The sequence below is a fragment of the Halomonas sp. YLB-10 genome (assembly GCF_003856855.1).
Taxonomy (GTDB): Bacteria; Pseudomonadota; Gammaproteobacteria; order Pseudomonadales; family Halomonadaceae; genus Halomonas; species Halomonas litopenaei.
In genome coordinates, this window is record NZ_RRCU01000009.1 from 137,251 (window position 1) to 159,649 (window position 22,399).

Below are 22,399 nucleotides of genomic sequence, written 5' to 3' on the forward strand. Positions count from 1 at the left end.
CGCTACGTCGCGGTTGCCGGCTGCATGTTGCGCCCAGGCGACCATCGCTGTTCGGCGTTGTGGGCATGAGGGGCTTGGCATTTTGCGTCGGAATAACTATCTTCAAGTGAAGATACTTTTCTTGGAGATAAGTGATATGCAGGTTCCGTCCACCGGGCCGAACGATGCCATCGATCGACTGATGGCGGAGTGGTGCAGGGTTCTCCCGGATCGCGACCCTGGCGACATGGGCATCTTTACCCGGCTGTATCGCGTGCTGAAGCATGTCGACCGTCGGGTTCAGGCGGTATTCCGGCAGCACGGCTTGAAGGAAGGCGAGTTTGACCTGCTGGCGACCCTCTACCGGCGCGACGTGCACGAGGGGCTGACACCGAACGCCCTGTGCGAGGCGGTGGTGCTGAGTTCAGGGGCCATGACCCACCGCCTCGATCGGCTCGCCAGTCGTGGCCTGGTGGAGCGTGTTGCCAACCCTGAAGATCGTCGCAGTGTACTGATTCGTCTCAGTGAGTCGGGAAAGGCCATGATGCCGGCGCTGCTGGACGCCTACCTGGCTGAACTCGCTTCGATGCGCGCCACCCTGGCAGATGATGAGGCGGCAGGCCTGGCGGCTGGTCTACGCCAGTTGCTGTTGGCGCTGGAAGGGGAGGTCAGCCGTGATGACGACTGATTGCCGGGTGTCCAGCGATAGCAGTGTGTGGTGGGCCCACGCCGGGATGCTGGTGTGGGCGACGCTGGTGGGGCTGTCCTTTCCGGCGGTGGGGATGTTGAGTGAAGGGCTTCCGCCACTGTCGCTGACCGCACTGCGCTTCGTGATTGCCGCTCTGGCGGTGTTGCCGCTGGTGTGGGGTGCGCCTGGTCTCCGGCCGAGTCTGGCCGGGCTCGGGCTCTATGGGTTGATGGGGCTCTGTCTGGCGAGCTTCTTCGGCACCATGTTCTGGGCAGCGCACCTGACCACGGCGCTGTCCATGGCCACGCTGTTCGTCAGCGTGCCGCTGCTGGCCTACGGCCTGGGCCGGCTGGTGGGGGTCGAGCACCGTGCTTTGGCGCTGCTGGCCTTGCTGGTACTTGGCGCCGTCGGCGCCGTGGGGCTGGCCTGGGCCGAGGCCGGTGGCTCCTTTGCCCGCATGCAGTTCGGCGTGGGCGAAGCCGCCTTCTTCGCTGGTTGCATCGCCTCGGCGATGTATCCGGTGTTGTCCAAGTTGGGGTTGGCGAAGGGCTGGCTATCCGAGCACGCGGGGGTGCGTACCTTGTGGAGCCTGGTGATGGGGGCACTGCTGATCGGGTGTTCGGGTCTGGTCTTCGGGGATCCGGCCGCGCTGGGCCGCATGACGCTGTTCGATCTGGCGGTGGTGGCCTATCTCGGGCTCTTCTCCAGCGGAATGACCTTCTGGCTGCAGCAGCGGGCGACCGCCATCCTGACCCCGGCGGCGGTTACCGCCTACGGCTATCTGGTGCCCTTTGTGTCGATGCTGTTGCTGTTTGCCCAGGCGCCTGAACGCCTTGCACTCGAATGGCTGCCGGGCAGTCTGCTGGTCGTGCTGGCCATCGCGCTGCTGCTGCGGCGGGACGTCAAGCTGCGCAGCCAGGTGTGAACAGGCGAGTTTTACTCAGACATCTTTGCATCATTGGGCAAAGAGGTGGGCGGTGTACGGATTTAGCCTAGTGCGGTGTGGTGGTGGTTATATGAAGCTGTAAAGGTGGGGCAAAGGCGCATCAATGCCAAGGAGCCTCCCATGCCGTCAGCCAGCCCCCTTCTCGGCGCACAAGCCGTTTCCCCTTGTCAGCAGCCTGGCGACCGCGGCCTTGCCAACGACGTCTTCTCCGAGGCGCTGAGCGAGCGCTACGACCAGCTGGCCCGCGACGAGCGCTACGGCACCTTCACCGGTTCCGTTCTTCACTATCTCAATCTGGAAGAAGATCTGGTCGGCAAGCGTCTTCTTGATGTGGGCTGTGGCAACGGAGCGCTGGCGGCCGAGCTCAAGAGCAAGGGGGCGCAAGAGGTGCTGGGTATCGACATCAGCCCCTCCCAGGTCGCGCTGGCCAGCCGGCGCCACCAGGCACCGGGCCTCGGCTTTCGGGTCGAGGACGCCTATCGCAAGCTTGTTCTGCCGGAGGCGCCCTTCGATACCCTGGTCAGTGTCTTCGCCTTCCACTTCATCCAGCACCAGGCCATGCTCACCCGTGCCTGCCGTAACCTGTTCGAGGCGCTCAAGCCTGGTGGTCTGCTGGTGTGGCTCGATATCACCCACGACTATGTGCTTGACCCGGCGCGTATGGATCGCCTCGAGGCGTTGACCAGCTATCGCTACGACCCGGGTGTGGCGCCGGGTGAGCGGCCCCGGCCCTGGAGTCTGGTGCCTGGTCAGGTGCGCGCCGGTGACGACGTCTTGCCGGTGGACCACGTGGCGATCCCCGGGCGTACCGTGGTCAAGACGCTGCGGTCGGTCGGCTTCTCCCAGGTCCGGCGCGAGCCGCTGCGCTTCACCGATGCTGAGTCGGCCTGGCTGTGGGGCCCCGACGGGTTCAATCACCACCTGTTGGTGGCCCGCCGCTGATCAGCGGGCAGTGACATCACCGGCCGTTGGCACGGGCAGATCCAGTGTCGAGAGAGAGCGCCTTATCAGGCAGTCGAAAGCAGGCGAGCAGGTTGCGCTGCAGGGCGCTGAAGTTGTCGTCGCTGACCATCAGCAACTCACCACCGGGCAATCGCGCCAGCCCCTCCATATTGTCGACGCGCCAGCCTTCTCCGGCGGACAGGCTGGCCAGGCGTGTCACCCGTACCTGCGGCGGTGGCAGCAGCTCCACCAGGCTTAAGCTGATGGTCAGCGGACGTGGCGGGGAAAAGGCCCGTTCCAGCGCCAGCAGTCGCGGTGGCGTCTCGGTTACAGTGTCCTCCAGCGCCAGCAGGTCGGTCAGGGCGCTGTCGACCGGTGAGGCCAGTGGGTAATGCCACCGGCGCGTGTCGCTACCGTCCTCTGCCAGGCTGAACAGAAGGGTGTGTCTGACGCCATCTTGCGCGGTCATGTCGGCGGAGGGTGACTCCAGGCCCGCTACCAGCCCGATGCCCGGCACCCGGGCCAGCGCTTCCAGGCTTTCGTTATCACCGGCGTTGTGGCTGGCCGTGGAGCGCAGTGGTTCTCCTTTCGGCGTGCCGTCGACGGAGAAGCGCTGTAGCCGATGGTCCTGCTCGAAGCCGATCAGTAGTTCGGTGTTGCCGATGACTCCATCATCGGCCCGCGCCAGCACCAGCGACTCGGCGTCTGCGGCCTTGCCTTCCAGCAGCGTACCGTCCTGCGCCTTCAATCGGTGGCTGGTGATAGGGCGCAGGTCCACCAGGCGGCCGTCTTCAAGCACCGGCCTTGCCTGGTGCACGCGCCCGCGATCGGATACCAGGTGCAGCAGGTTGTCGTCTTGGTCCCAGGCCATGGCCGAGAGACCACCCAGGGGAACGCTGGTATCGTTTTCGGTGGGGCGCCACTGGCTCGGCAGTGCCAGGGTGCCGCACATGCTCAGCCCCGGCTGGGCGGGGGCCTCGCCCTGCAAACTGGTCGGCTTGACCTGGGCGGTGCAGCCGCCAAGCCACAGGGTCGCTGCCAGCGTGCTGATAAGGGGCAATCGGAGCATTTTTCTGAACGGCATGGGGCGGTCCTGTCGGGCGGGAATGTCAGCGTGATGGCCAGGGCGAGGCAAGAGAGAGCGACGTTGGTATACTGCGCCGAATCCCTTTACATTTTGGCGTATCTACGTTGATCCGCCTGTCTGTTCGAACTCTCGATTCTCCAGGAGATTGCATGAGCCGTACCGCCCCCCGTATCGCCATCGTCGGCGTCGCCGGCCGCATGGGCCGCACCCTGGTCAACGCCGTGATGCAGGACGACGACGCCGTCCTCGCCGGCGGCATCGTCGAGCCGGGCAGTTCGCTGGCTGGCGCCGATCTGGGCGAGCTGGCCGGCGTCGGCCGCCAGGGCGTGGCGGCGGTGGACTCCCTTGAGGCCATCGTCGATGACTTCGACGTGCTGATCGATTTCACCGCACCCAAGGTGACCCTGGCCAACCTGGCCTTCTGTGCCGAGCATGGCAAGGCCATCGTCATCGGCACCACCGGCCTGTCCGATGACGAGCAGGCCGAGCTCGACGGTTATGCCGAGCGAGTGCCCACGGTGTTTGCGCCCAACATGAGCGTCGGCGTCAATCTGACCCTGAAGCTTCTGGAGACTGCAGCGAAGGCGCTGGGCGACGAGGGCTATGATATCGAGGTCATCGAGTCCCACCATCGTCACAAGGTCGATGCGCCGTCCGGTACCGCCCTGCGCATGGGCGAGGTGGTCGCCGGGGCGCTGGATCGCAACCTCAAGGAGCACGGGGTGTTCGAGCGGGTAGGCCAGTGCGGTCCTCGCGATCCCAAGGAAATCGGCTTCGCCACGGTGCGTGCCGGCGATATCGTCGGGGAGCACACCGTGATGTTCGCTACCGAAGGCGAGCGCATCGAGATCACCCACAAGGCGTCCAGCCGCATGACCTTCGCCCGGGGCGCGGTGCGTGCTGCGCGCTGGGTCGCCGAGCGCGAGGCAGGACGCTACGGCATGTCCGACGTGCTGGGCCTGGACTGAGTTTTGTGGGCCTCTGGCGACGTCGGGGGTGGTGTTGCCCATGGCAAAGTGCTTGTTCCGGGGTAGTCAGCCCGGCCCAGATGCTGTAACATTCCAAAAATTTTGGCCGGGCCGGGCATGAAAGTGTCGCGTCGAGAGCGTTCAGTACGTCTCTCGCAGCATAGGTGCCGGCTCTGCATTCCGAGCGAATGACAACAAGCGGGATGAAACCGGTCAAACACCGGGTTTCGTCCCGCTTTTTTACGGCCCGGCTCCTTGTGTGCTTGACGCACGATGGGCCGGGTCGGTGCCGAATGGCCTGGCGACAGGTCGCCGACGCCGGCGAGCGGATGGCGGCGGTCGTAGATACCTTGACGAGCTTTGGGAGGACGTAGCGTTGAACAAACCCGCAATCTTGGCCCTGGAAGATGGCAGCGTATTCCACGGCACGGCCATTGGCGCTGATGGGCAGACCAGTGGTGAGGTAGTGTTCAATACGGCCATGACCGGCTATCAGGAAATTTTGACCGACCCCTCCTATTCCCGACAGATCGTCACCCTCACCTATCCCCATATCGGCAATACCGGCATCAATCCCGAGGACGTTGAGTCCGCCAGCATCGCCGCCGCGGGCCTCGTCATCCGCGATCTGCCGCTCGTCGCCAGCAACTTCCGATCTACCCAGAGCCTCTCGGACTATCTCGCCAGCCAGAACGTGGTGGGCATCGCCGACATCGATACCCGTCGGCTGACCCGTATCCTGCGCGACAAGGGTGCCCAGAACGGTGCCATCGTGGCCGGCGACGAGGCCCTGGGTGACGACGCCGAAGCGCGTGCCCTGGAAGCCGCCCGCGCCTTCCCCGGGCTCAAGGGCATGGATCTGGCCAAGGTGGTGTCCTGCAGCGAGCGCTACGTCTGGAACGAGGGCGAGTGGACGCTGGGCAAGGGCTACGCCGATACCGAAGGGGCCGAGCGGCCCTTCCATGTGGTGGCCTACGACTACGGCGTCAAGTTCAACATCCTGCGCATGTTGGCGAGTCGCGGCTGCAAGCTGACCGTGGTGCCGGCCCAGACCCCGGCGTCCGAGGTGCTGGCGCTCGACCCCGACGGCGTCTTTCTGTCCAACGGACCCGGCGACCCCGAGCCGTGTGACTACGCCATCGACGCCATCCGCGAGATCCTCGAGACGGAAGTGCCGGTGTTCGGCATCTGCCTGGGCCACCAGTTGCTGGCGCTGGCCAGCGGTGCCACTACGGTCAAGATGAGTCACGGCCACCACGGCGCCAACCATCCGGTGCAGGATCTGGACAGCGGCCACGTGATGATCACCAGCCAGAACCACGGCTTTGCCGCCGACGAGACCACGCTGCCGGATAACCTGCGCGCCACCCACCGCTCGCTGTTCGACGGCACCCTGCAGGGGATCGAGCGTACCGACCGTCCGGCGTTCAGCTTCCAGGGCCACCCCGAAGCGAGCCCCGGTCCCCGCGATGTGGCGCCGCTGTTCGACCGCTTCATCGACATGATGCGCAGCCGTCGCTAAGGCGCCGACACAGACTCCGGTTCATCGTCCAATTTTCTTGCGGGAAGCACCATGCCCAAGCGTACAGACCTGAAAAGCATCCTTATCATCGGCGCTGGCCCCATCGTCATCGGCCAGGCCTGCGAGTTCGACTATTCCGGCGCCCAGGCCTGCAAGGCGCTGCGCGAAGAGGGTTTTCGCGTCATCCTGGTCAACTCCAACCCGGCCACCATCATGACCGATCCGGCCATGGCGGATGCCACCTACATCGAGCCGATCACCTGGCAGGCGGTGGAGAAGATCATCGAGGCCGAGCGTCCCGACGCCGTGCTGCCGACCATGGGCGGCCAGACCGCGCTGAACTGCGCGCTGGATCTCGATCGCCACGGCGTACTGGAAAAGTACGGCGTGGAGATGATCGGCGCCAACGCCGACACCATCGACAAGGCCGAGGACCGCGATCGCTTCGACAAGGCGATGAAGAACATCGGTCTCGAGTGCCCCAAGGCCAAGGTCGCCCACAGCATGGATGAGGCCTGGGAGATCCAGGGAGAGCTGGGCTTCCCGGTGATCATCCGGCCGTCCTTCACCATGGGTGGCTCCGGTGGTGGCGTGGCCTACAACAAGGAAGAGTTCAAGGAGATCTGTGGGCGCGGCTTCGAGCTTTCGCCGACCCACGAGCTGCTGATCGACGAGTCGTTGCTGGGCTGGAAGGAATACGAGATGGAGGTCGTTCGTGACAAGAACGACAACTGCATCATCGTCTGTGCCATCGAGAACTTCGACCCCATGGGCGTGCACACCGGTGACTCCATCACCGTGGCGCCGGCCCAGACGCTGACCGACAAGGAATACCAGATCATGCGCGACGCATCCCTTGCGGTGCTGCGCGAGATCGGCGTCGAGACCGGTGGCTCCAACGTCCAGTTCGGCGTGGACCCCGAGACCGGCCGCATGGTGGTCATCGAGATGAACCCGCGGGTGTCGCGTTCCTCCGCCCTGGCCTCCAAGGCCACCGGCTTCCCGATCGCCAAGATCGCCGCCAAGCTGGCGGTGGGCTACACCCTGGACGAGCTGCAGAACGACATCACCGGCGGTCGCACCCCGGCGTCCTTCGAGCCGTCCATCGACTACGTCGTCACCAAGATTCCGCGCTTCACCTTCGAGAAGTTCCCCCAGGCCAACGACCGTCTGACCACCCAGATGAAGTCGGTGGGCGAGGTCATGGCCATCGGCCGCACCTTCCAGGAGTCGCTGCAGAAGGCGCTGCGTGGCATGGAGACCGGCAACGACGGTCTCGATCCCATCGTCACCGAGTTCAGCGACGAGAACATGGCGCTGATCAAGGGCGAGCTGCAGGCCGCCGGCGCCGAGCGTATCTTCTTCATCGCCGATGCCATGCGCTCCGGCATGTCGGTGGCAGAAGTGTTCGAGCTGACCAACATCGACCCCTGGTTCCTGGTGCAGCTCGAGGATCTGGTCAAGATCGAGCAGGATCTGTCCAGCCGTCCGCTGTCGTCGCTGGACGCGCGCGAACTCTATCGTCTCAAGCGCAAGGGCTTTGGCGATGCTCGCCTGGCCAAGGTGCTGGGCGTGTCCGAGGACGATGTGCGCAGGGCGCGCCATGACGCCGGTATCCGTCCGGTCTACAAGCGCGTCGACACCTGCGCCGCCGAGTTCGCCTCCGACACCGCCTACATGTACTCCACCTACGAGGAGGAGTGCGAGGCCGAGGTCAGCGATCGTAAGAAGATCATGGTGCTGGGCGGTGGCCCCAACCGTATCGGTCAGGGCATCGAGTTCGACTACTGCTGCGTCCACGCCGCCTTCGCCATGCGCGACGACGGCTACGAGACCATCATGGTCAACTGCAACCCGGAGACCGTGTCCACCGACTACGACACCTCCGATCGTCTGTACTTCGAGCCGGTGACCCTGGAGGACGTGCTCGAGATCGCCGACAAGGAGAAGCCGGTCGGGGTGATCGTGCAGTTCGGCGGTCAGACGCCGCTGAAGCTTGCACGTGCGCTCGAGGCCGCCGGTGTGCCGATCATCGGTACCACCCCGGACGCCATCGACCGCGCCGAGGATCGCGAGCGCTTCCAGCAGATGATCGACAAGCTGGGCCTCAAACAGCCGCCCAACGCCACCGCCAGAAGCTTTGACGAGGCCTTCAGCAAGGCCGAGGCGATCGGCTACCCGCTGGTGGTGCGCCCGAGCTACGTGCTCGGTGGGCGCGCCATGGAAATCGTCTATGACGCCAGCGAGCTGGAGAACTACATGACCCACGCGGTCAAGGTCTCCAACGACTCGCCGGTGCTGCTCGATCACTTCCTGAGCGCCGCCATCGAGATCGACATCGACGCGGTGTCCGACGGTGAGCAGGTGGTGATCGGCGGTATCATGCAGCACGTCGAACAGGCTGGTGTGCACTCAGGCGACTCCGCCTGTGCGCTGCCGCCGTACTCGCTGCCGGCGGAAGTGCAGGACGAGATGCGCGAGCAGGTCAAGCGCATGGCCGTGGAGCTTGGCGTGAAGGGCCTGATGAACGTCCAGCTGGCCTGGCAGGACGGCGAGATCTACGTCATCGAGGTCAACCCGCGCGCCTCGCGCACCGTGCCCTTCGTGTCCAAGTGCATCGGTACCTCGCTGGCCCAGGTGGCGGCCCGTTGCATGGCCGGCGTCAGCCTCAAGGAGCAGGGCTTCGAGCGCGAGATCGTGCCGCACTTCTACAGCGTCAAGGAGGCGGTGTTCCCGTTCAACAAGTTCCCTGGCGTCGACCCGATCCTGTCGCCGGAGATGAAGTCCACCGGCGAGGTAATGGGGTCCGGCGACACCTTCGCCGAGGCCTTCTACAAGGCCCAGCTCGGTGCAGGTGAGGCGATTCCGGCGCTGACCGGCGATCGCAAGGCGTTCCTGTCGGTTCGCGAGCCGGACAAGGCGGGTGTTATCGAAGTGGCGCGTTCTCTGGTAACATTGGGCTTCACACTCTGTGCGACCCGAGGAACGGCGGCAGCCCTTGAACAGGCTGGTCTGCCCGTCGAGGTCGTCAACAAGGTTTACGAAGGCCGGCCACACATCGTCGATTCCATCAAGAACGACGAGATCGCCTATATCGTCAATACCACCGAGGGCCGCCAGGCCATCAATGACTCCTCGGTGATCCGCCGCACCGCACTCGCCCGCAAGGTTCCCTATGCCACGACGCTGGCAGGGGCCAGTGCCGTTTGTTTGGCGCTCGAGTACGGCAATGCCGTGACCGTGCGGCGGCTACAGGAACTGCATGCAGGAGCGAATACATGAACAAGGTCCCGATGACCGTCGCCGGTGAGCAACGCCTGCGTGAAGAGCTCGAACAGCTCAAGAGCGAGGCTCGCCCGACAGTGATCGCTGCCATCGCCGAAGCGCGTGAGCACGGCGACCTCAAGGAGAACGCCGAGTACCACGCCGCGCGCGAGCAGCAGGGCTTCATCGAGGGGCGTATCCAGGAGATCGAGGGCAAGCTGTCCAACGCCCAGGTCATCGACGTCACCAAGCTGCCCAAGACCGGCAAGGTGATCTTCGGCGTGACCGTCGAGCTTCTGAATCTGGATACCGACGAAGAGGTGACCTACCGCATCGTCGGTGAGGACGAGGCCGACATCAAGCAGCGTCGCATCTCGGTCACCTCGCCCATCGCCCGTGCCTTGATCGGCAAGGAAGAGGGTGAGGTCGTGCTGGTCCGCACCCCAGGTGGTGAGGTCGAGTACGAGATCACCGGCGTCGAGCACATCTAGACCCGGATCCGTCGATCCAGACGACACCGCCCCGCCAGGATTCCTGGCGGGGCGGTGTCTTTTCTGGCGACAGGCTCGTCGGCGCCCGGTGGTAGCGCAGCGACGCCGGTGCGTCAGTGGCGGCCGTGGTGGTTCTCGAAGCGCGTGATGTTGGACAGCTTCGGGTTGGCCTTGGGGTTCTTGCGGTACAGCAGGGCCACCTTGCCGATCTTCTGGATCAGCTCGGAGCGGCTCTGGGCGACGAGTTCGTCGAGCACTGCGGTGCGGTCGTCGCGATCGGGGATCGCGAGCTTCACCTTGACCAGTTCGTGGTCGTTCAGGGCTCGTTCGAGCTCGGCCAGCATACCCTCGGAAATACCGTTCTCCGAGGCCGTCACCACCGGGTCAAGGTGGTGGCCGATGCTGCGCATTGCTTTCTTTTGTGCCTGTGACAAGCTCATGGTATCTTGCTTCATTCCGTTTTGGCCGTAGGGCGCGTGACAGCACATGGTACGGGGATTCCCCGTGCGGTGAAAGCGCTTGTGCATGACAATCTCCAGGCAGCCGTTCGTCGGCGGTGGCAAAGGTGCTCGATGCGTCGTGCAGCCCACCCATCGGTTCCTGCGGCGAGCCTCCCCGCCACGCGGTTCGGCTCCGGCGGCCATGCCGGGTGTCCGCAGCAAATGCACTTCGAGCAACGCCCGTCCGGCAATTGTTCAGGAAATCTTCTTTCAGGTGGCTCAGTGGCAGCATCCCGTCCCCCCTCCGGTAAAAAACCCTCATCCGGCAAGAGCAGCGCGAGCAAGACCAGCGCCAGCTGGTTGAAGGAACACTTCGATGATCGCTACGTTCAGCAGAGCTGGCAGGACGGCTACCGTTCCCGGGCCAGCTATAAGCTGGTGGAGCTGGACGACAAGGACAAGCTGTTCAAGCCGGGCATGACCGTCATCGATCTGGGTGCGGCGCCAGGCGGCTGGAGCCAGATCGCCGCAGAGCGTGTCGGTGACGCCGGCGTGGTCATCGCCTCGGACATCCTCGAGATGGACGCCCTGGCCGGGGTCGACTTCGTACAGGGTGACTTTACCGAGGAAAGCGTGCTGGAAGAGGTGCTGGCAAGGCTCGGTGATCGCCCGGTGGACCTTGTGATGTCGGACATGGCCCCCAATATGAGTGGTATGGCGGCCATCGATCAGCCTCAGGCAATGTACCTGGTGGAGCTGGCGCTCGACCTGGCTCGTCAGACGCTGCGTCCCGGGGGTACCTTCCTGGCCAAGGTGTTCCAGGGCGAAGGCTTCGACGAATATCTCAAGGAGCTGCGCGGCGCCTTTCAAAAGGTGGTGACGCGCAAGCCGGGGGCATCGCGGGCACGCTCCCGCGAGGTCTACCTGCTGGCCCAGGGATTCAAGGGCTGAGCATCGGCGCCGGTCGACGTCTGATAGACCGCGCCTACCGGAGCGATACCGGCAAAAGTGGCCTGGCTGTGGCAGTCTTGAGGCATGGTACAGGCAGGAAAGGACACATGATGGCGTGCGATGGCCTGCCAGGCAGTCATCGCATCGACATTTTTTCGGCATTTTCCGAGGGTGAGTCCCGGCGGAAGGGGCGCTTGCGCCGCTTCGTTGGATCCGATCAGGCTGGCTGAACCAGGCCGGGTCATGTAGTGTCGAACCCTTAGGCACCTAGGCCGACAGATTCTTGCAATTGAGGGTGGTCCCTTGAACGACATGGCGAAGAACCTGATTCTGTGGTTGGTCATCGCGGCGGTGCTGCTGACGGTGTTCAACAACTTCAGCGTCGAGAACGCACCCAACCAGATGAACTACTCCCAGTTCGTCGAGCAGGTGCAAAACGAGCAGGTACGCAGTGTAACCATCGACGGTTACACGATCAGCGGTGAGCGCAACGATGGCTCCAGCTTCCAGACCATCCGCCCCTCGGCGGAGGACCCGAAGCTGATGGACGATCTGTTGTCCAACAATGTCACCGTGGTGGGCAAGAAGCCGGAACAGCAGAGTCTGTGGACGCGACTATTGATCGCGAGTTTCCCGATTCTGCTGATCCTGGCCATCTTCATGTTCTTCATGCGTCAGATGCAGGGCGGTGGTGCCGGCAAGGGCGGCCCCATGAGCTTCGGCAAGTCCAAGGCCAAACTGCTGTCCCAGGATCAGATCAAGACCACCTTTGCCGACGTGGCGGGGTGTGACGAGGCCAAGGAGGAAGTCGAGGAACTGGTCGACTTCCTGCGTGATCCGACCAAGTTCCAGCGGCTGGGTGGCACCATCCCCCGCGGTGTCTTGATGGTCGGGCCTCCCGGTACCGGCAAGACCCTGCTGGCGAAGTCCATCGCCGGCGAGGCCAAGGTGCCGTTCTTCTCGATCTCAGGCTCTGATTTCGTCGAGATGTTCGTCGGTGTGGGTGCTTCCCGTGTGCGCGACATGTTCGAGCAGGCCAAGAAGCAGGCACCCTGCATCATCTTCATCGACGAGATCGACGCCGTGGGTCGTTCGCGCGGCGCCGGCATGGGCGGCGGCAACGACGAGCGCGAGCAGACGTTGAACCAGCTGCTGGTCGAGATGGACGGCTTCGAGGCCAATGAAGGCATCATCGTCATCGCTGCCACCAACCGTCCCGACGTGCTCGACCCTGCGCTGCTGCGCCCGGGCCGCTTCGACCGTCAGGTGGTGGTGCCGCTTCCCGATATCCGTGGTCGCGAGCATATCCTCAACGTGCACCTGCGCAAGGTGCCGCTGGCCGATGACGTCAAGCCGACCTTTATCGCCCGTGGTACCCCTGGCTTCTCTGGTGCCGACCTGGCCAACCTGGTCAACGAGGCTGCGTTGTTCGCCGCTCGTCGTAACAAGCGTCTGGTGGGCATGGAAGAGCTTGAGCTGGCCAAGGACAAGATCATGATGGGGGCCGAGCGCCGCTCCATGGTCATGACCGAGAAGGAAAAGCTCAACACCGCCTACCACGAGTCGGGCCACGCCATCATCGGTCTGGTGATGCCGGAGCATGACCCGGTCTACAAGGTGACCATCATTCCGCGTGGCCGCGCCCTGGGTGTGACCATGTTCCTGCCGGAGCAGGATCGTTACAGCCTGTCGCGCCAGCAGATCATCAGTCAGATCTGTTCGCTGTTCGGCGGCCGCATCGCCGAGGAGATGACGCTGGGGCCGAACGGTGTCACCACCGGCGCCTCCAACGACATCAAGCGTGCCACCGAGCTTGCCCACAACATGGTGGCGAAGTGGGGCCTGTCCGAGGAGATGGGGCCGATCATGTACGACGAGGACGAGTCTCACCAGTTCCTCGGCGGCCCGGGCCAGGGCGGTGGCAAGCTGAAGTCGGGCGAAACCACCTCGCGTCTGGACAAGGAAGTGCGCAAGATCATCGACGGCTGCTACGAGCAGGCGCGTCAGATCCTCGAGGACAATCGCGACAAGCTCGACGCCATGGCCGAAGCGCTGATGCAGTACGAGACCATCGACGCGGATCAGCTCAAGGACATCATGGACGGACGCGATCCACGTCCGCCCAAGGACTGGGATGAGCCCGGTTCCGGCGGAGGTTCCCCGGTCACCGGTGATCCCGAGCCGTCGAAGGAGCCGGAGTCCAGCGCCGACACCAGCGACGGGGACGAGGAAGAGGATGACAAAGGCTCCGGCCGTCGCCCCTCCGACCCCCTTGGCGGCCCCGCCGGTAGCTGACGGCCCGCCCGCTCACAGAGGCGCCCCGCGGGGCGCCTCTGGCGTTGCATGACCCGCCTCTCGTATTAGTATTCTTTGGTGAATACCCAGATTTTCCCAGGACATCCTCTTCGATGGACGCTCGTTACCCCGCTGTACTGCCCTGTGGTCGACACCGCCTCGATCTGACCTTTCCCCGCATCATGGGGATCCTCAACGTCACTCCCGACTCCTTTTCCGATGGTGGCCATCACGTGGTCATCGACGACGCCCTGCGCCATGCCGAACAGATGCTCGCCGAGGGTGCTGCCATCATCGACGTGGGTGGCGAGTCCACGCGACCTGGTGCGACGCCGGTCACCGCGCAGCAGGAGCTCGACCGGGTGATCCCGGTGGTCGAGGCGCTGGTACGGGAGCTGGATGCCCTGGTGTCGGTGGACACCTCGACGCCGGAGGTCATGCGCGAGAGCGCCCAGGCCGGGGCTGGCATGATCAATGATGTACGCAACCTGCGCCGTGAGGGCGCCGTCGCGGCGGCGACCGGTACCGGGCTGCCGGTGGTGCTGATGCACATGCTCGGTGAGCCGGGCGACATGCAGGATGCGCCCAGCTATGACAGGCCGGTGGAGGAAGAGGTCGCAGACTTTCTCGAAAGGCGCATCGCCGAGTGCGAGGCGGCGGGTCTCAAGCGAGAACGCCTGTTGCTTGACCCAGGTTTTGGCTTCGCCAAGACCGTGGAGCATAATCTTCGCCTGTTGCATCGCCTGGAGCGCCTGGAAGCCCTGGGGCTTCCGCTGCTGGTGGGGATGTCGCGCAAGAGCATGATCGGCAAGGTGCTTGACCGGGCAGTCGAGGAGCGCCTGTCGGGCGGTCTGGCCTTGTCGGCACTGGCGGTGGAGCGAGGCGCACGGATACTACGCGTTCACGATGTGGGGCCCCATGTGGACGCGGTGAACATGACCTGGGCCGTTCTCGAGGAAGGAGAACACCATGGCTAGACGCTATTTTGGCACGGATGGCATTCGCGGTACTGTCGGTCAGGCGCCGATCACGCCGGACTTCATGCTCAAGCTGGGCTGGGCTACCGGCCGCGTGCTCGAGCCACGCCGTCAGCGGGCGCGGGTACTGATCGGCAAGGACACCCGGATCTCCGGCTACATGTTCGAGTCGGCCCTCGAGGCGGGACTGTCGGCGGCGGGCGTTGACGTGATGCTGCTCGGTCCGATGCCGACACCGGGTATCGCCTACCTGACGCGGACCTTTCGCGCGGATGCGGGGATCGTCATCTCCGCTTCCCACAACGCCTACCAGGACAACGGCATCAAGTTCTTCTCGGCCGAGGGCGCCAAGCTGGGCGATGAGATCGAGGAGCGCATCGAGCGCGCACTGGATGAGACCCTGACCACGGTGTCACCGAGGGAGTTGGGCAAGGCCAGCCGGGTCGACGACGCCGCCGGGCGCTATATCGAGTTCTGCAAGTCGACGATCCCCGACCGGGTCAACCTGCACGGCCTGCGTATCGTGCTGGACTGCGCCCATGGCGCGACGTATCACATCGCGCCGGCGGTGTTCAAGGAGCTCGGGGCCAAGGTCAGCCTGGTCGGGGCCGAGCCCGACGGCCTCAATATCAACCAGGAGGTGGGCTCGACCCATCCCGCGGCGCTGCGCGCGGCGGTGATCCAGCAAGGCGCCGATCTGGGTATCGCCTTCGATGGCGACGGCGATCGAGTACTGATGGTGGACGCCGACGGTCACGAGATCGACGGTGACGACATGCTCTACCTGATCGCCAAGGACCGTCACGAGCGTGGCGAGTTGGGTGGTGGGGTGGTCGGTACCCTGATGAGCAACTTCGGGCTGGCTGCAGCGCTGGAGTCCATGGGCGTGCCCTTCGAGCGTGCCAAGGTCGGCGATCGCTACGTGATGGAGCGCCTGGCCGCCAACGACTGGCAGCTGGGTGGCGAGTCCTCGGGGCATATCGTCTGTCGCCACGTGCAGACCACCGGCGACGGTATCGTCTCGGCGCTGCAGGTGCTGTCCTACATGGTGCGTGAGGAAAAGCCGCTGTCACGTCTGCTGCACGGCTTCGAGAAGGCGCCCCAGTCGCTGGTCAACGTGCGCTTGTCGGCGGGCGTCGACGCCAAGGCGGTGATGGCCGACCCGAGTCTCGAACAGGCCACCCGTGCGGTCGAGGCCGAGCTTGGCGATGAGGGCCGCGTGCTGCTGCGCCCCTCGGGTACCGAGCCGCTGATTCGCGTCATGGTCGAGGGGCGCCCTCATCTGGATGTCGAAGGGCTGGCCAGGCGTCTGGCCGATGACGTGCGTGAGCTGGTCGGCTGAACCCTGATCTCACCGCCCGGTTTCGCGGTGCCATGACGCGAGGCCTGGTGGACCCTGATGCCGGCGAGAGCGCCTTGTCGGCTTGCTCCAGCGCGGGACCGAAGGCTTCGATCCCGCGGCAAATCTTGTCTTGACAGGGCCGCTCCTATACCATTTCGGCCCACCTTGAAAGAGGATGTTCCATGCGTGCACCGCTGATCGCCGGCAACTGGAAGATGAATGGCTCGCTGAGCCTGATCGATACCTTCGCCGAGGCGCTGTCCGGCGCCGAATTGCCGCAGGCGGTGACGCTGGCCCTGGCGGTACCCTTTCCCTATGTCGGGGTGGCCAGGGAACGGTTGCCGCAGAGCGTCAGGCTGGCCGGCCAGACCCTGAGCGACCAGCCGAGCGGAGCCTTCACCGGCGAGGTGAGCGGCGCCATGCTTGCTGACGTCGGCGCCGACATGGTGCTGGTCGGACACTCCGAACGGCGTACCCTGTTCGGAGAAGACGACGCGGCGGTGCTGGCACGGGTGCAGGCCGCGCTGGGTCAGGGGCTGACGCCGGTGCTGTGCCTGGGGGAAACCCTGGAAGAGCGCGACGCCGAGCGTACCGAGGCGGTGGTGCTCGGTCAGCTCGAGGCGGTGATGGAAGCCCTCGACGGTGACGAGCGCGCGCGCCTGGTATTGGCCTACGAGCCGGTCTGGGCGATCGGCACCGGTCGTACCGCAACGCCTGAGCAGGCGCAGCAGGTGCATGCGGCGATTCGTGCACGACTCGAACGTTACGATGGCGCCCTGGCGGCGTCCATGCAGGTTCTCTACGGCGGCAGCATGAAGCCCGACAACGCGGCGGAATTGCTGGCCCAACCGGACATCGACGGCGGCCTGATCGGCGGAGCATCGCTGAAGGTCGACGATTTTCTAGCCATTTGTCAGTCAGCAGGTTGAATCCATGCAAGTTGCCATTCTCATGATCCATGTGGCGATCGCCATCGCCCTGGTCGTTCTTATCCTGCTGCAGCAGGGCAAGGGCGCCGATGCCGGCGCCTCCTTCGGTGGCGGTGCCTCCCAGACCGTCTTCGGTTCCCGTGGCAGCGGCAGTTTCCTGTCCAAGGCGACCGGGGCGCTGGCGGCGTGTTTCTTCGCCACTTCCCTGACCCTGGCCTACTTCGCCTCCGAGGCGGGCAATTCCGCGCCAGAAGCGGGTATTCCCGACGCCGAGGTGATCGAGCAGCAGAACAGCGCGCCGACCCTGGATGACGAAAGCACCCAGAACAGTGCGCCTGCGCTTGAGGAAGAAAGTCAGGAAAATTCTGCGCCTACGCTTGACGAAGGTTCAAGCGACGTGGATAATGCAGCGCCAGTGCTGGAGGACAGTCAAGGCTGATCTCCGGAACTCCCCTAGCCGAAGTGGTGGAATTGGTAGACACGCTATCTTGAGGGGGTAGTGACCTTACGGTCGTGCGGGTTCAAGTCCCGCCTTCGGCACCATCCTCGTCTTCTGCAATGACGGCGTGGATGACAAGCTCTCCCGGTGATGACCGGTGATCTTCTCTCAGGGTTGGCGGTTCGGTGAAATGCCTTGACGCCCTGGTCAAGGCGCAGTATACTCACCGGCCTAGATTGATGCGGGGTGGAGCAGTCTGGTAGCTCGTCGGGCTCATAACCCGAAGGTCATCGGTTCAAATCCGGTCCCCGCTACCATCTTCTTGGCAGGCATGCAGGTATCCTCAAGGGGCATGCGAACTTCTGCCAGATGGTGACAGGTTTCTTGGAAAAAGCCCCTTCCTGTGAAGGGGCTTTTTGTTAGCAGCTTGCCGGGGCTCGCCCGGCGGCGCGAACGCCAATCAGCCACCTGACTTTCCTGTTCACTCCCGGCCAGGTGCTGATGCAACGGCTGTAGGAGCTTTCATTCGTGGCGACCAAAGATGCTGCGCTCAATGCGTTGATCGAACCGGTGGTAACGGCCATGGGGTTCGAGCTCTGGGGTATCGACTATCTGTCCCAGGGAAAACATTCCCGTCTGGTGATTTACATCGATCACGCCGATGGCGTCAGTGTCGACAACTGTGCCGATATCAGTCGACAGGTCAGCGCCATCATGGATGTCGAGGATCCCATCGCAGGGGAGTACCGTCTCGAGGTGTCTTCGCCCGGGATGGATCGTCCGCTGTTCCGTCTCGATCAGTTCTCCCGTTACGCTGGCCATCACGTGGCTCTGAAGCTGCGCGCTCCCTTCGAGGGTCGGCGCAAGTTCCAGGGCGTGCTCGCCGGAACCGAGGGTGACGAGGTGCTGGTGCAGATCGACGGTGAGGAATACTGCTTTCCGATCGACGGCATCGATCAGGCGCGGGTGGTTCCTCAGTTTGACGAGTGACGCTCACTGATGCGCGACGACTGATGCGCGACAAGAGAGAACAAGGATCGGTTTTTTGGCGAGGCTTTAAGGCATGAGTAAAGAAATTCTGGCGGTCGTTGACGCGATCTCCAACGAGAAGGGTGTCCCCCGCGAGGTCATCTTCGAAGCCGTCGAGGCGGCGCTGGCCAGTGCCTCGCGCAAGCGCTTCGAGGATGAGGAGGCCAGCGTCCGCGTACATATCGACCGGATGACCGGCGAGTACGAGACCTTCCGCCGCTGGGTGGTGGTCGAGGACGATGACTTCGACGGACCCGACGCCGAGATCAAGCTGACCTTCGCCGAAAAGCGGGAACCGCCGCTGGGCCTGGGTGACGTGGTCGAGGAGCGCATCGAGAATGCGGCCTTCGGTCGTATCGCCGCCCAGACCGCCAAGCAGGTCATCGTGCAGAAGGTGCGCGAGGCCGAGCGTGCCGAGGTCGTGCGCATCTATGCCGAGCGTGAAGGTGAACTGGTCGCGGGTATCGTCAAGAAGACGACACGTGACGGCCTGATCATTGACCTGGGCGACAACGCCGAGGCCTTCCTGCCACGCAGCGAGATGATCCCCGGTGAGCGCTACCGCATGAACGAGCGGGTGCGCGCACTGCTGGTCAAGGTCGACGCCGAGGCGCGTGGCGCCCAGTTGATCCTGTCGCGCACCAACCCGCAGATGATCATTGAGCTGTTCAAGATCGAGGTTCCCGAGATCGCCGAGCAGCTTATCGAGATCAAGGGTGCGGCGCGTGATCCGGGCTCCCGGGCCAAGATCGCGGTCAAGACCAACGACCGTCGCATCGACCCGGTGGGCGCCTGCGTCGGCATGCGCGGTTCGCGCGTGCAGGCGGTGTCCTCCGAGCTGCAGAACGAACGCGTCGACATCGTGCTGTGGGACGACAATCCCGCACAGCTGGTGATCAACGCCATGGCCCCGGCCGACGTCGCCTCCATCCTGGTGGATGAGGATGCCCACGCCATGGACGTGGCCGTCGCCGAGGACAACCTGGCCCAGGCCATCGGCCGTAGTGGCCAGAACGTGCGTCTCGCGTCCGAGCTGACCGGCTGGCGTATCAACGTCATGACCGAAGCCGACGCCGAGGCCAAGCGCGACCAGGAAATCGACAGTCTGGTCGAGCACTTCGTTCAGCACCTGGACATCGATGATGATGTCGCTCGGCTGCTGGTCGAGGAAGGTTTCACCTCGCTTGAAGAGGTGGCCTACGTACCGGTCGAGGAAATGCTGGAAATCGAAGAGTTCGACGAAGACCTCATCGAGGAGCTTCGAGCTCGCGCCAAGGACGAGCTCTTGAACCTGGCCATTGCCTCCGAGGAGGAACTGGACGGAGCCCAGCCGGCGGATGATCTGCTGGAGATGGACGGAATGGAGCGCCATCTGGCCTTCATCCTGGCCAGCCGTGGCATCAAGACCATGGAAGATCTGGCTGAACAGTCTGTCGATGATCTGGTGGACATCGAAGAGGTGGACGAAGAGCGCGCCGCGGCATTGATCATGACCGCCCGTGCGCCTTGGTTCGAGAGCGAACAGTAACAGGGTCACGGGCTGAGGAGGGTCGTAATGTCAGAGATGACCGTTAAGGATTTTGCAGCGAAGGTGGGGCGTGAAGTGCCCCGTCTGCTGGAACAGATGAAAGAAGCCGGACTCGAGCACAAGTCGGAAGCCGACGCCGTGTCCGAGGAAGACAAGCGCAAGCTGTTGGACTTTCTGACCAAGAGCCATGGCGGTGGCAGCGGTGTGGGCGCGGCTGCGCGCAATCGCATCACCCTGACCCGCAAGACGCGCAGCAAGATCAAGACCAGCGAGCGCGGCAAGACCATCGAGGTCCAGGTCCGCAAGAAGCGCACCTACGTCAAGCGTGACGAGGCCCAGGAAGAGGCCCCGGCGCCGGTCGAGGACCACGGTCCGCGTCAGCTGGTCGGCGACATGGCCGATTCCCGTGCACGTCGCGAGGCTCAGGAGGCCGAAGAAGCCAAGCAGCGCGCCGAGCAGAAGGCGAGCCAGGACGCCGAGCAGGCCGCCAAGGCCAAGCGCGAGGCCGAAGAGGCCGCCGTCGTGCCCGACATTCCGGTGCCCGAGCTCGACACCTCTGCCCCGGCTGGCGACGAGCCGCCGGCGCCGCCCAAGGAAGGTCGTGGCGACGTGCGTCGTGCCGCCGTCAAGAAGGCCGCCGCCAAGACCGGCAAGAAAGGCCGTGGCGAGCGTGACGACGACGATCGCAGCGACCGCGAAGAGCGTCGTCGTGGCGGTGGCAAGAAGGCCAAGCGCGCCGAGCGCCGTGGCAGCCGTCGTGGCGGCAGCCAGGGCAACGGCAAGCATGGCTTCCAGAAGCCGACCCAGCCGATCGTGCGTGAGGTCTCGATTCCCGAGTCCATCTCGGTGGCCGAACTGGCCGACAAGATGTCGATCAAGGCCAACGAGGTCATCAAGGCCATGTTCACCATGGGCGCTGCGGTGACCATCAACCAGACCATCGACCAGGACACTGCGGCTATCGTGGTGGAAGAAATGGGCCACACGCCCAAGCTGGTCAAGGACGATGCCCTCGAGACCGAAGTGCTCGAAGCCATCTCCTACGAGGGCGAGGAAATCACCCGCTCTCCGGTGGTCACGGTCATGGGTCACGTCGACCACGGCAAGACCTCGCTGCTCGACTACATTCGTCGTGCCAAGGTGGCCACCGGTGAAGCCGGCGGTATCACCCAGCACATCGGTGCCTATCACGTCGAGGACGACAGCGACGGTGTGACCTTCCTCGACACCCCTGGTCACGCGGCGTTTACCGCCATGCGTGCCCGTGGTGCCAAGGCCACCGACGTGGTCATCCTGGTGGTGGCGGCCGACGACGGCGTCATGCCCCAGACCATCGAGGCGGTGGAGCACTCCAAGGCTGCCGAAGTGCCGATGGTGGTCGCGGTCAACAAGATCGACAAGCCGGAAGCCGATCCCGACCGGGTCAAGAACGAGCTGTCCCAGCACGGCGTGATCTCCGAGGAGTGGGGTGGCGACACCCAGTTCGTCCACGTCTCCGCCAAGTCTGGTGAAGGCATCGAGGAGCTGCTGGAAGCCGTTCACCTGGTCTCCGAGGTGCTCGAGCTCAAGGCGGTCCCGAGCGCACCCGGCAAGGGTGTGGTGGTCGAGTCTCGCCTCGACAAGGGTCGCGGCCCGGTGGCCACCGTGCTGGTCCAGAACGGTACCCTGAAGAAGGGCGACATCGTGCTGGCCGGTCTGCACTACGGCCGTGTGCGTGCCCTGACCAACGAACTCGGCAAGCAGGTCGACGCCGTGGGTCCCGCCATGCCGGTGGAGATCCAGGGTCTCGATGGCACCCCGGAAGCCGGTGACGACTTCATGGTCGTGGCCGACGAGAAGAAGGCGCGTGAAGTCGCCAACTTCCGCCAGGGCAAGTACCGCGAGATTCGCCTGGCACGCCAGCAGAAGGCCAAGCTGGAGAACATGTTCTCCCAGATGGGCCAGAGCGAGGCCGCCAAGGTCAACATCGTGCTCAAGGCCGACGTCCAGGGTTCCCTGGAAGCGATCAAGGGCGCCCTCGAGGAGCTGTCCACCGACGAGGTGCAGGTGTCCGTGGTGTCCTCCGGCGTTGGCGGTATCACCGGTACCGATGCCAACCTGGCGCTGGCCAGTGAGGCCATCGTGGTCGGCTTCAACGTGCGTGCCGATGCGGCCGCCCGCGAGATCATCGAGCGTGAAGGTCTGGAGCTGCGCTACTACAGCGTCATCTACCACCTGATCGACGAGGTCAAGCAGGCCATGAGCGGCATGCTCGAGCCCGAGTGGAAGGAAGAGATCGTCGGTATTGCCGAGGTCCGTGACGTCTTCCGCGCGCCCAAGATCGGTGCCGTGGCTGGCTGCATGGTGGTCGAGGGTACGGTCTTCCGTAACAAGAAGATCCGCGTGCTGCGCGACAACGTGGTCATCTACGAAGGCGAGCTCGAGTCGCTGCGCCGCTTCAAGGACGACGTCCAGGAAGTGCGCAACGGCATGGAGTGTGGCATCGGGGTGAAGAACTACAACGATGTCCAGGTCAACGACAAGATCGAGGTCTTTGACCAGGTCAAGGTCGAGCGCACGCTGTAAGCGTTCGAGGAGTCGTC

Annotated in this window: 18 protein-coding genes and 2 tRNA genes; 18 read left to right on the forward strand and 2 right to left on the reverse strand. The window is 64.2% G+C overall.

Annotation, left to right across the window (positions count from 1 at the left end; all coding sequences use genetic code 11):
• Positions 1-136: 136 nt before the first annotated feature.
• From EBB56_RS19205 to EBB56_RS19215, 3 genes are all read left to right on the forward strand, one after another.
• Complete coding sequence (locus tag EBB56_RS19205; protein ID WP_124805081.1) at positions 137-667, forward strand: MarR family winged helix-turn-helix transcriptional regulator; 531 nt, start codon at positions 137-139, stop codon at positions 665-667.
• On the forward strand, positions 657-1,592 hold the full coding sequence (locus EBB56_RS19210; RefSeq protein ID WP_260425398.1) for a DMT family transporter: 936 nt from the start codon (positions 657-659) through the stop codon (positions 1,590-1,592). The genes EBB56_RS19205 and EBB56_RS19210 overlap by 11 nt, the downstream gene beginning before the upstream one ends.
• Positions 1,593-1,733: 141 nt before the next feature.
• Entirely contained in the window at positions 1,734-2,555 is an 822-nt protein-coding gene (locus EBB56_RS19215; RefSeq protein ID WP_124805082.1) for a bifunctional 2-polyprenyl-6-hydroxyphenol methylase/3-demethylubiquinol 3-O-methyltransferase UbiG, read from the forward strand.
• A 16-nt stretch (positions 2,556-2,571) separates the two neighbouring features.
• On the opposite strand, the gene EBB56_RS19220 is transcribed toward EBB56_RS19215, so the two are convergent.
• Positions 2,572-3,639, reverse strand: a complete 1,068-nt coding sequence (locus EBB56_RS19220; protein WP_124805083.1) for an esterase-like activity of phytase family protein — start codon at positions 3,637-3,639, stop codon at positions 2,572-2,574.
• Between the two features lie 152 nt (positions 3,640-3,791).
• Between EBB56_RS19220 and dapB the strand changes: the two genes are divergently transcribed.
• The 4 genes from dapB (at position 3,792) to greA (ending at position 9,887) form a co-directional block, all read left to right on the forward strand.
• Positions 3,792-4,610 carry a 4-hydroxy-tetrahydrodipicolinate reductase gene (gene dapB / locus EBB56_RS19225; RefSeq protein ID WP_045992279.1) on the forward strand — a complete coding sequence of 273 codons (819 nt, stop codon included), beginning with the start codon at positions 3,792-3,794 and terminating at the stop codon, positions 4,608-4,610.
• A 376-nt stretch (positions 4,611-4,986) separates the two neighbouring features.
• Positions 4,987-6,132 carry a glutamine-hydrolyzing carbamoyl-phosphate synthase small subunit gene (gene carA, locus EBB56_RS19230; protein WP_124805084.1) on the forward strand — a complete coding sequence of 382 codons (1,146 nt, stop codon included), beginning with the start codon at positions 4,987-4,989 and terminating at the stop codon, positions 6,130-6,132.
• Positions 6,133-6,183: 51 nt separating this feature from the next.
• Positions 6,184-9,414, forward strand: coding sequence for a carbamoyl-phosphate synthase large subunit (gene carB / locus EBB56_RS19235; RefSeq protein ID WP_108131793.1), 3,231 nt, complete (start codon positions 6,184-6,186; stop codon positions 9,412-9,414).
• Positions 9,411-9,887: a transcription elongation factor GreA gene (gene greA / locus EBB56_RS19240; protein WP_108131792.1), complete on the forward strand. Its 477-nt coding sequence runs from the start codon at positions 9,411-9,413 to the stop codon at positions 9,885-9,887. Before carB ends, greA begins: the two co-directional genes overlap by 4 nt.
• 113 nt (positions 9,888-10,000) lie before the next feature.
• Here greA and yhbY read toward each other — a convergent pair whose 3' ends face one another.
• Entirely contained in the window at positions 10,001-10,327 is a 327-nt protein-coding gene (gene yhbY / locus EBB56_RS19245; protein ID WP_045992299.1) for a ribosome assembly RNA-binding protein YhbY, read from the reverse strand.
• Positions 10,328-10,609: 282 nt separating this feature from the next.
• Here yhbY and rlmE point away from each other — a divergent pair, with 282 nt between their 5' ends.
• From rlmE to infB, 11 genes are all read left to right on the forward strand, one after another.
• A complete protein-coding gene (gene rlmE, locus EBB56_RS19250; protein WP_260425397.1) occupies positions 10,610-11,278 on the forward strand; it encodes a 23S rRNA (uridine(2552)-2'-O)-methyltransferase RlmE in 669 nt (222 codons plus the stop codon).
• A 303-nt stretch (positions 11,279-11,581) separates the two neighbouring features.
• Positions 11,582-13,573: an ATP-dependent zinc metalloprotease FtsH gene (gene ftsH, locus EBB56_RS19255; protein WP_045992274.1), complete on the forward strand. Its 1,992-nt coding sequence runs from the start codon at positions 11,582-11,584 to the stop codon at positions 13,571-13,573.
• A gap of 113 nt (positions 13,574-13,686) precedes the next feature.
• On the forward strand, positions 13,687-14,550 hold the full coding sequence (gene folP, locus EBB56_RS19260) for a dihydropteroate synthase (protein WP_045992273.1): 864 nt from the start codon (positions 13,687-13,689) through the stop codon (positions 14,548-14,550).
• Positions 14,543-15,892 (forward strand): phosphoglucosamine mutase, encoded by a 1,350-nt coding sequence (glmM, locus tag EBB56_RS19265; protein WP_045992272.1) that lies wholly within the window; start codon positions 14,543-14,545, stop codon positions 15,890-15,892. The genes folP and glmM overlap by 8 nt, the downstream gene beginning before the upstream one ends.
• Before the next feature lie 182 nt (positions 15,893-16,074).
• On the forward strand, positions 16,075-16,821 hold the full coding sequence (gene tpiA / locus EBB56_RS19270) for a triose-phosphate isomerase (protein ID WP_045992271.1): 747 nt from the start codon (positions 16,075-16,077) through the stop codon (positions 16,819-16,821).
• A 4-nt stretch (positions 16,822-16,825) separates the two neighbouring features.
• A complete protein-coding gene (gene secG, locus EBB56_RS19275; RefSeq protein ID WP_045992270.1) occupies positions 16,826-17,260 on the forward strand; it encodes a preprotein translocase subunit SecG in 435 nt (144 codons plus the stop codon).
• 17 nt (positions 17,261-17,277) lie between these two features.
• Positions 17,278-17,364 (forward strand) — tRNA-Leu (locus EBB56_RS19280).
• A gap of 136 nt (positions 17,365-17,500) precedes the next feature.
• A tRNA-Met gene (locus EBB56_RS19285) sits at positions 17,501-17,577 on the forward strand.
• Positions 17,578-17,788: 211 nt separating this feature from the next.
• Positions 17,789-18,250: a ribosome maturation factor RimP gene (gene rimP / locus EBB56_RS19290; protein WP_045992269.1), complete on the forward strand. Its 462-nt coding sequence runs from the start codon at positions 17,789-17,791 to the stop codon at positions 18,248-18,250.
• A 73-nt stretch (positions 18,251-18,323) separates the two neighbouring features.
• Positions 18,324-19,817, forward strand: a complete 1,494-nt coding sequence (nusA, locus tag EBB56_RS19295) for a transcription termination factor NusA (protein WP_045992268.1) — start codon at positions 18,324-18,326, stop codon at positions 19,815-19,817.
• A 27-nt stretch (positions 19,818-19,844) separates the two neighbouring features.
• Positions 19,845-22,382: a translation initiation factor IF-2 gene (gene infB / locus EBB56_RS19300; RefSeq protein ID WP_045992267.1), complete on the forward strand. Its 2,538-nt coding sequence runs from the start codon at positions 19,845-19,847 to the stop codon at positions 22,380-22,382.
• The last annotated feature ends 17 nt before the right edge of the window (positions 22,383-22,399 follow it).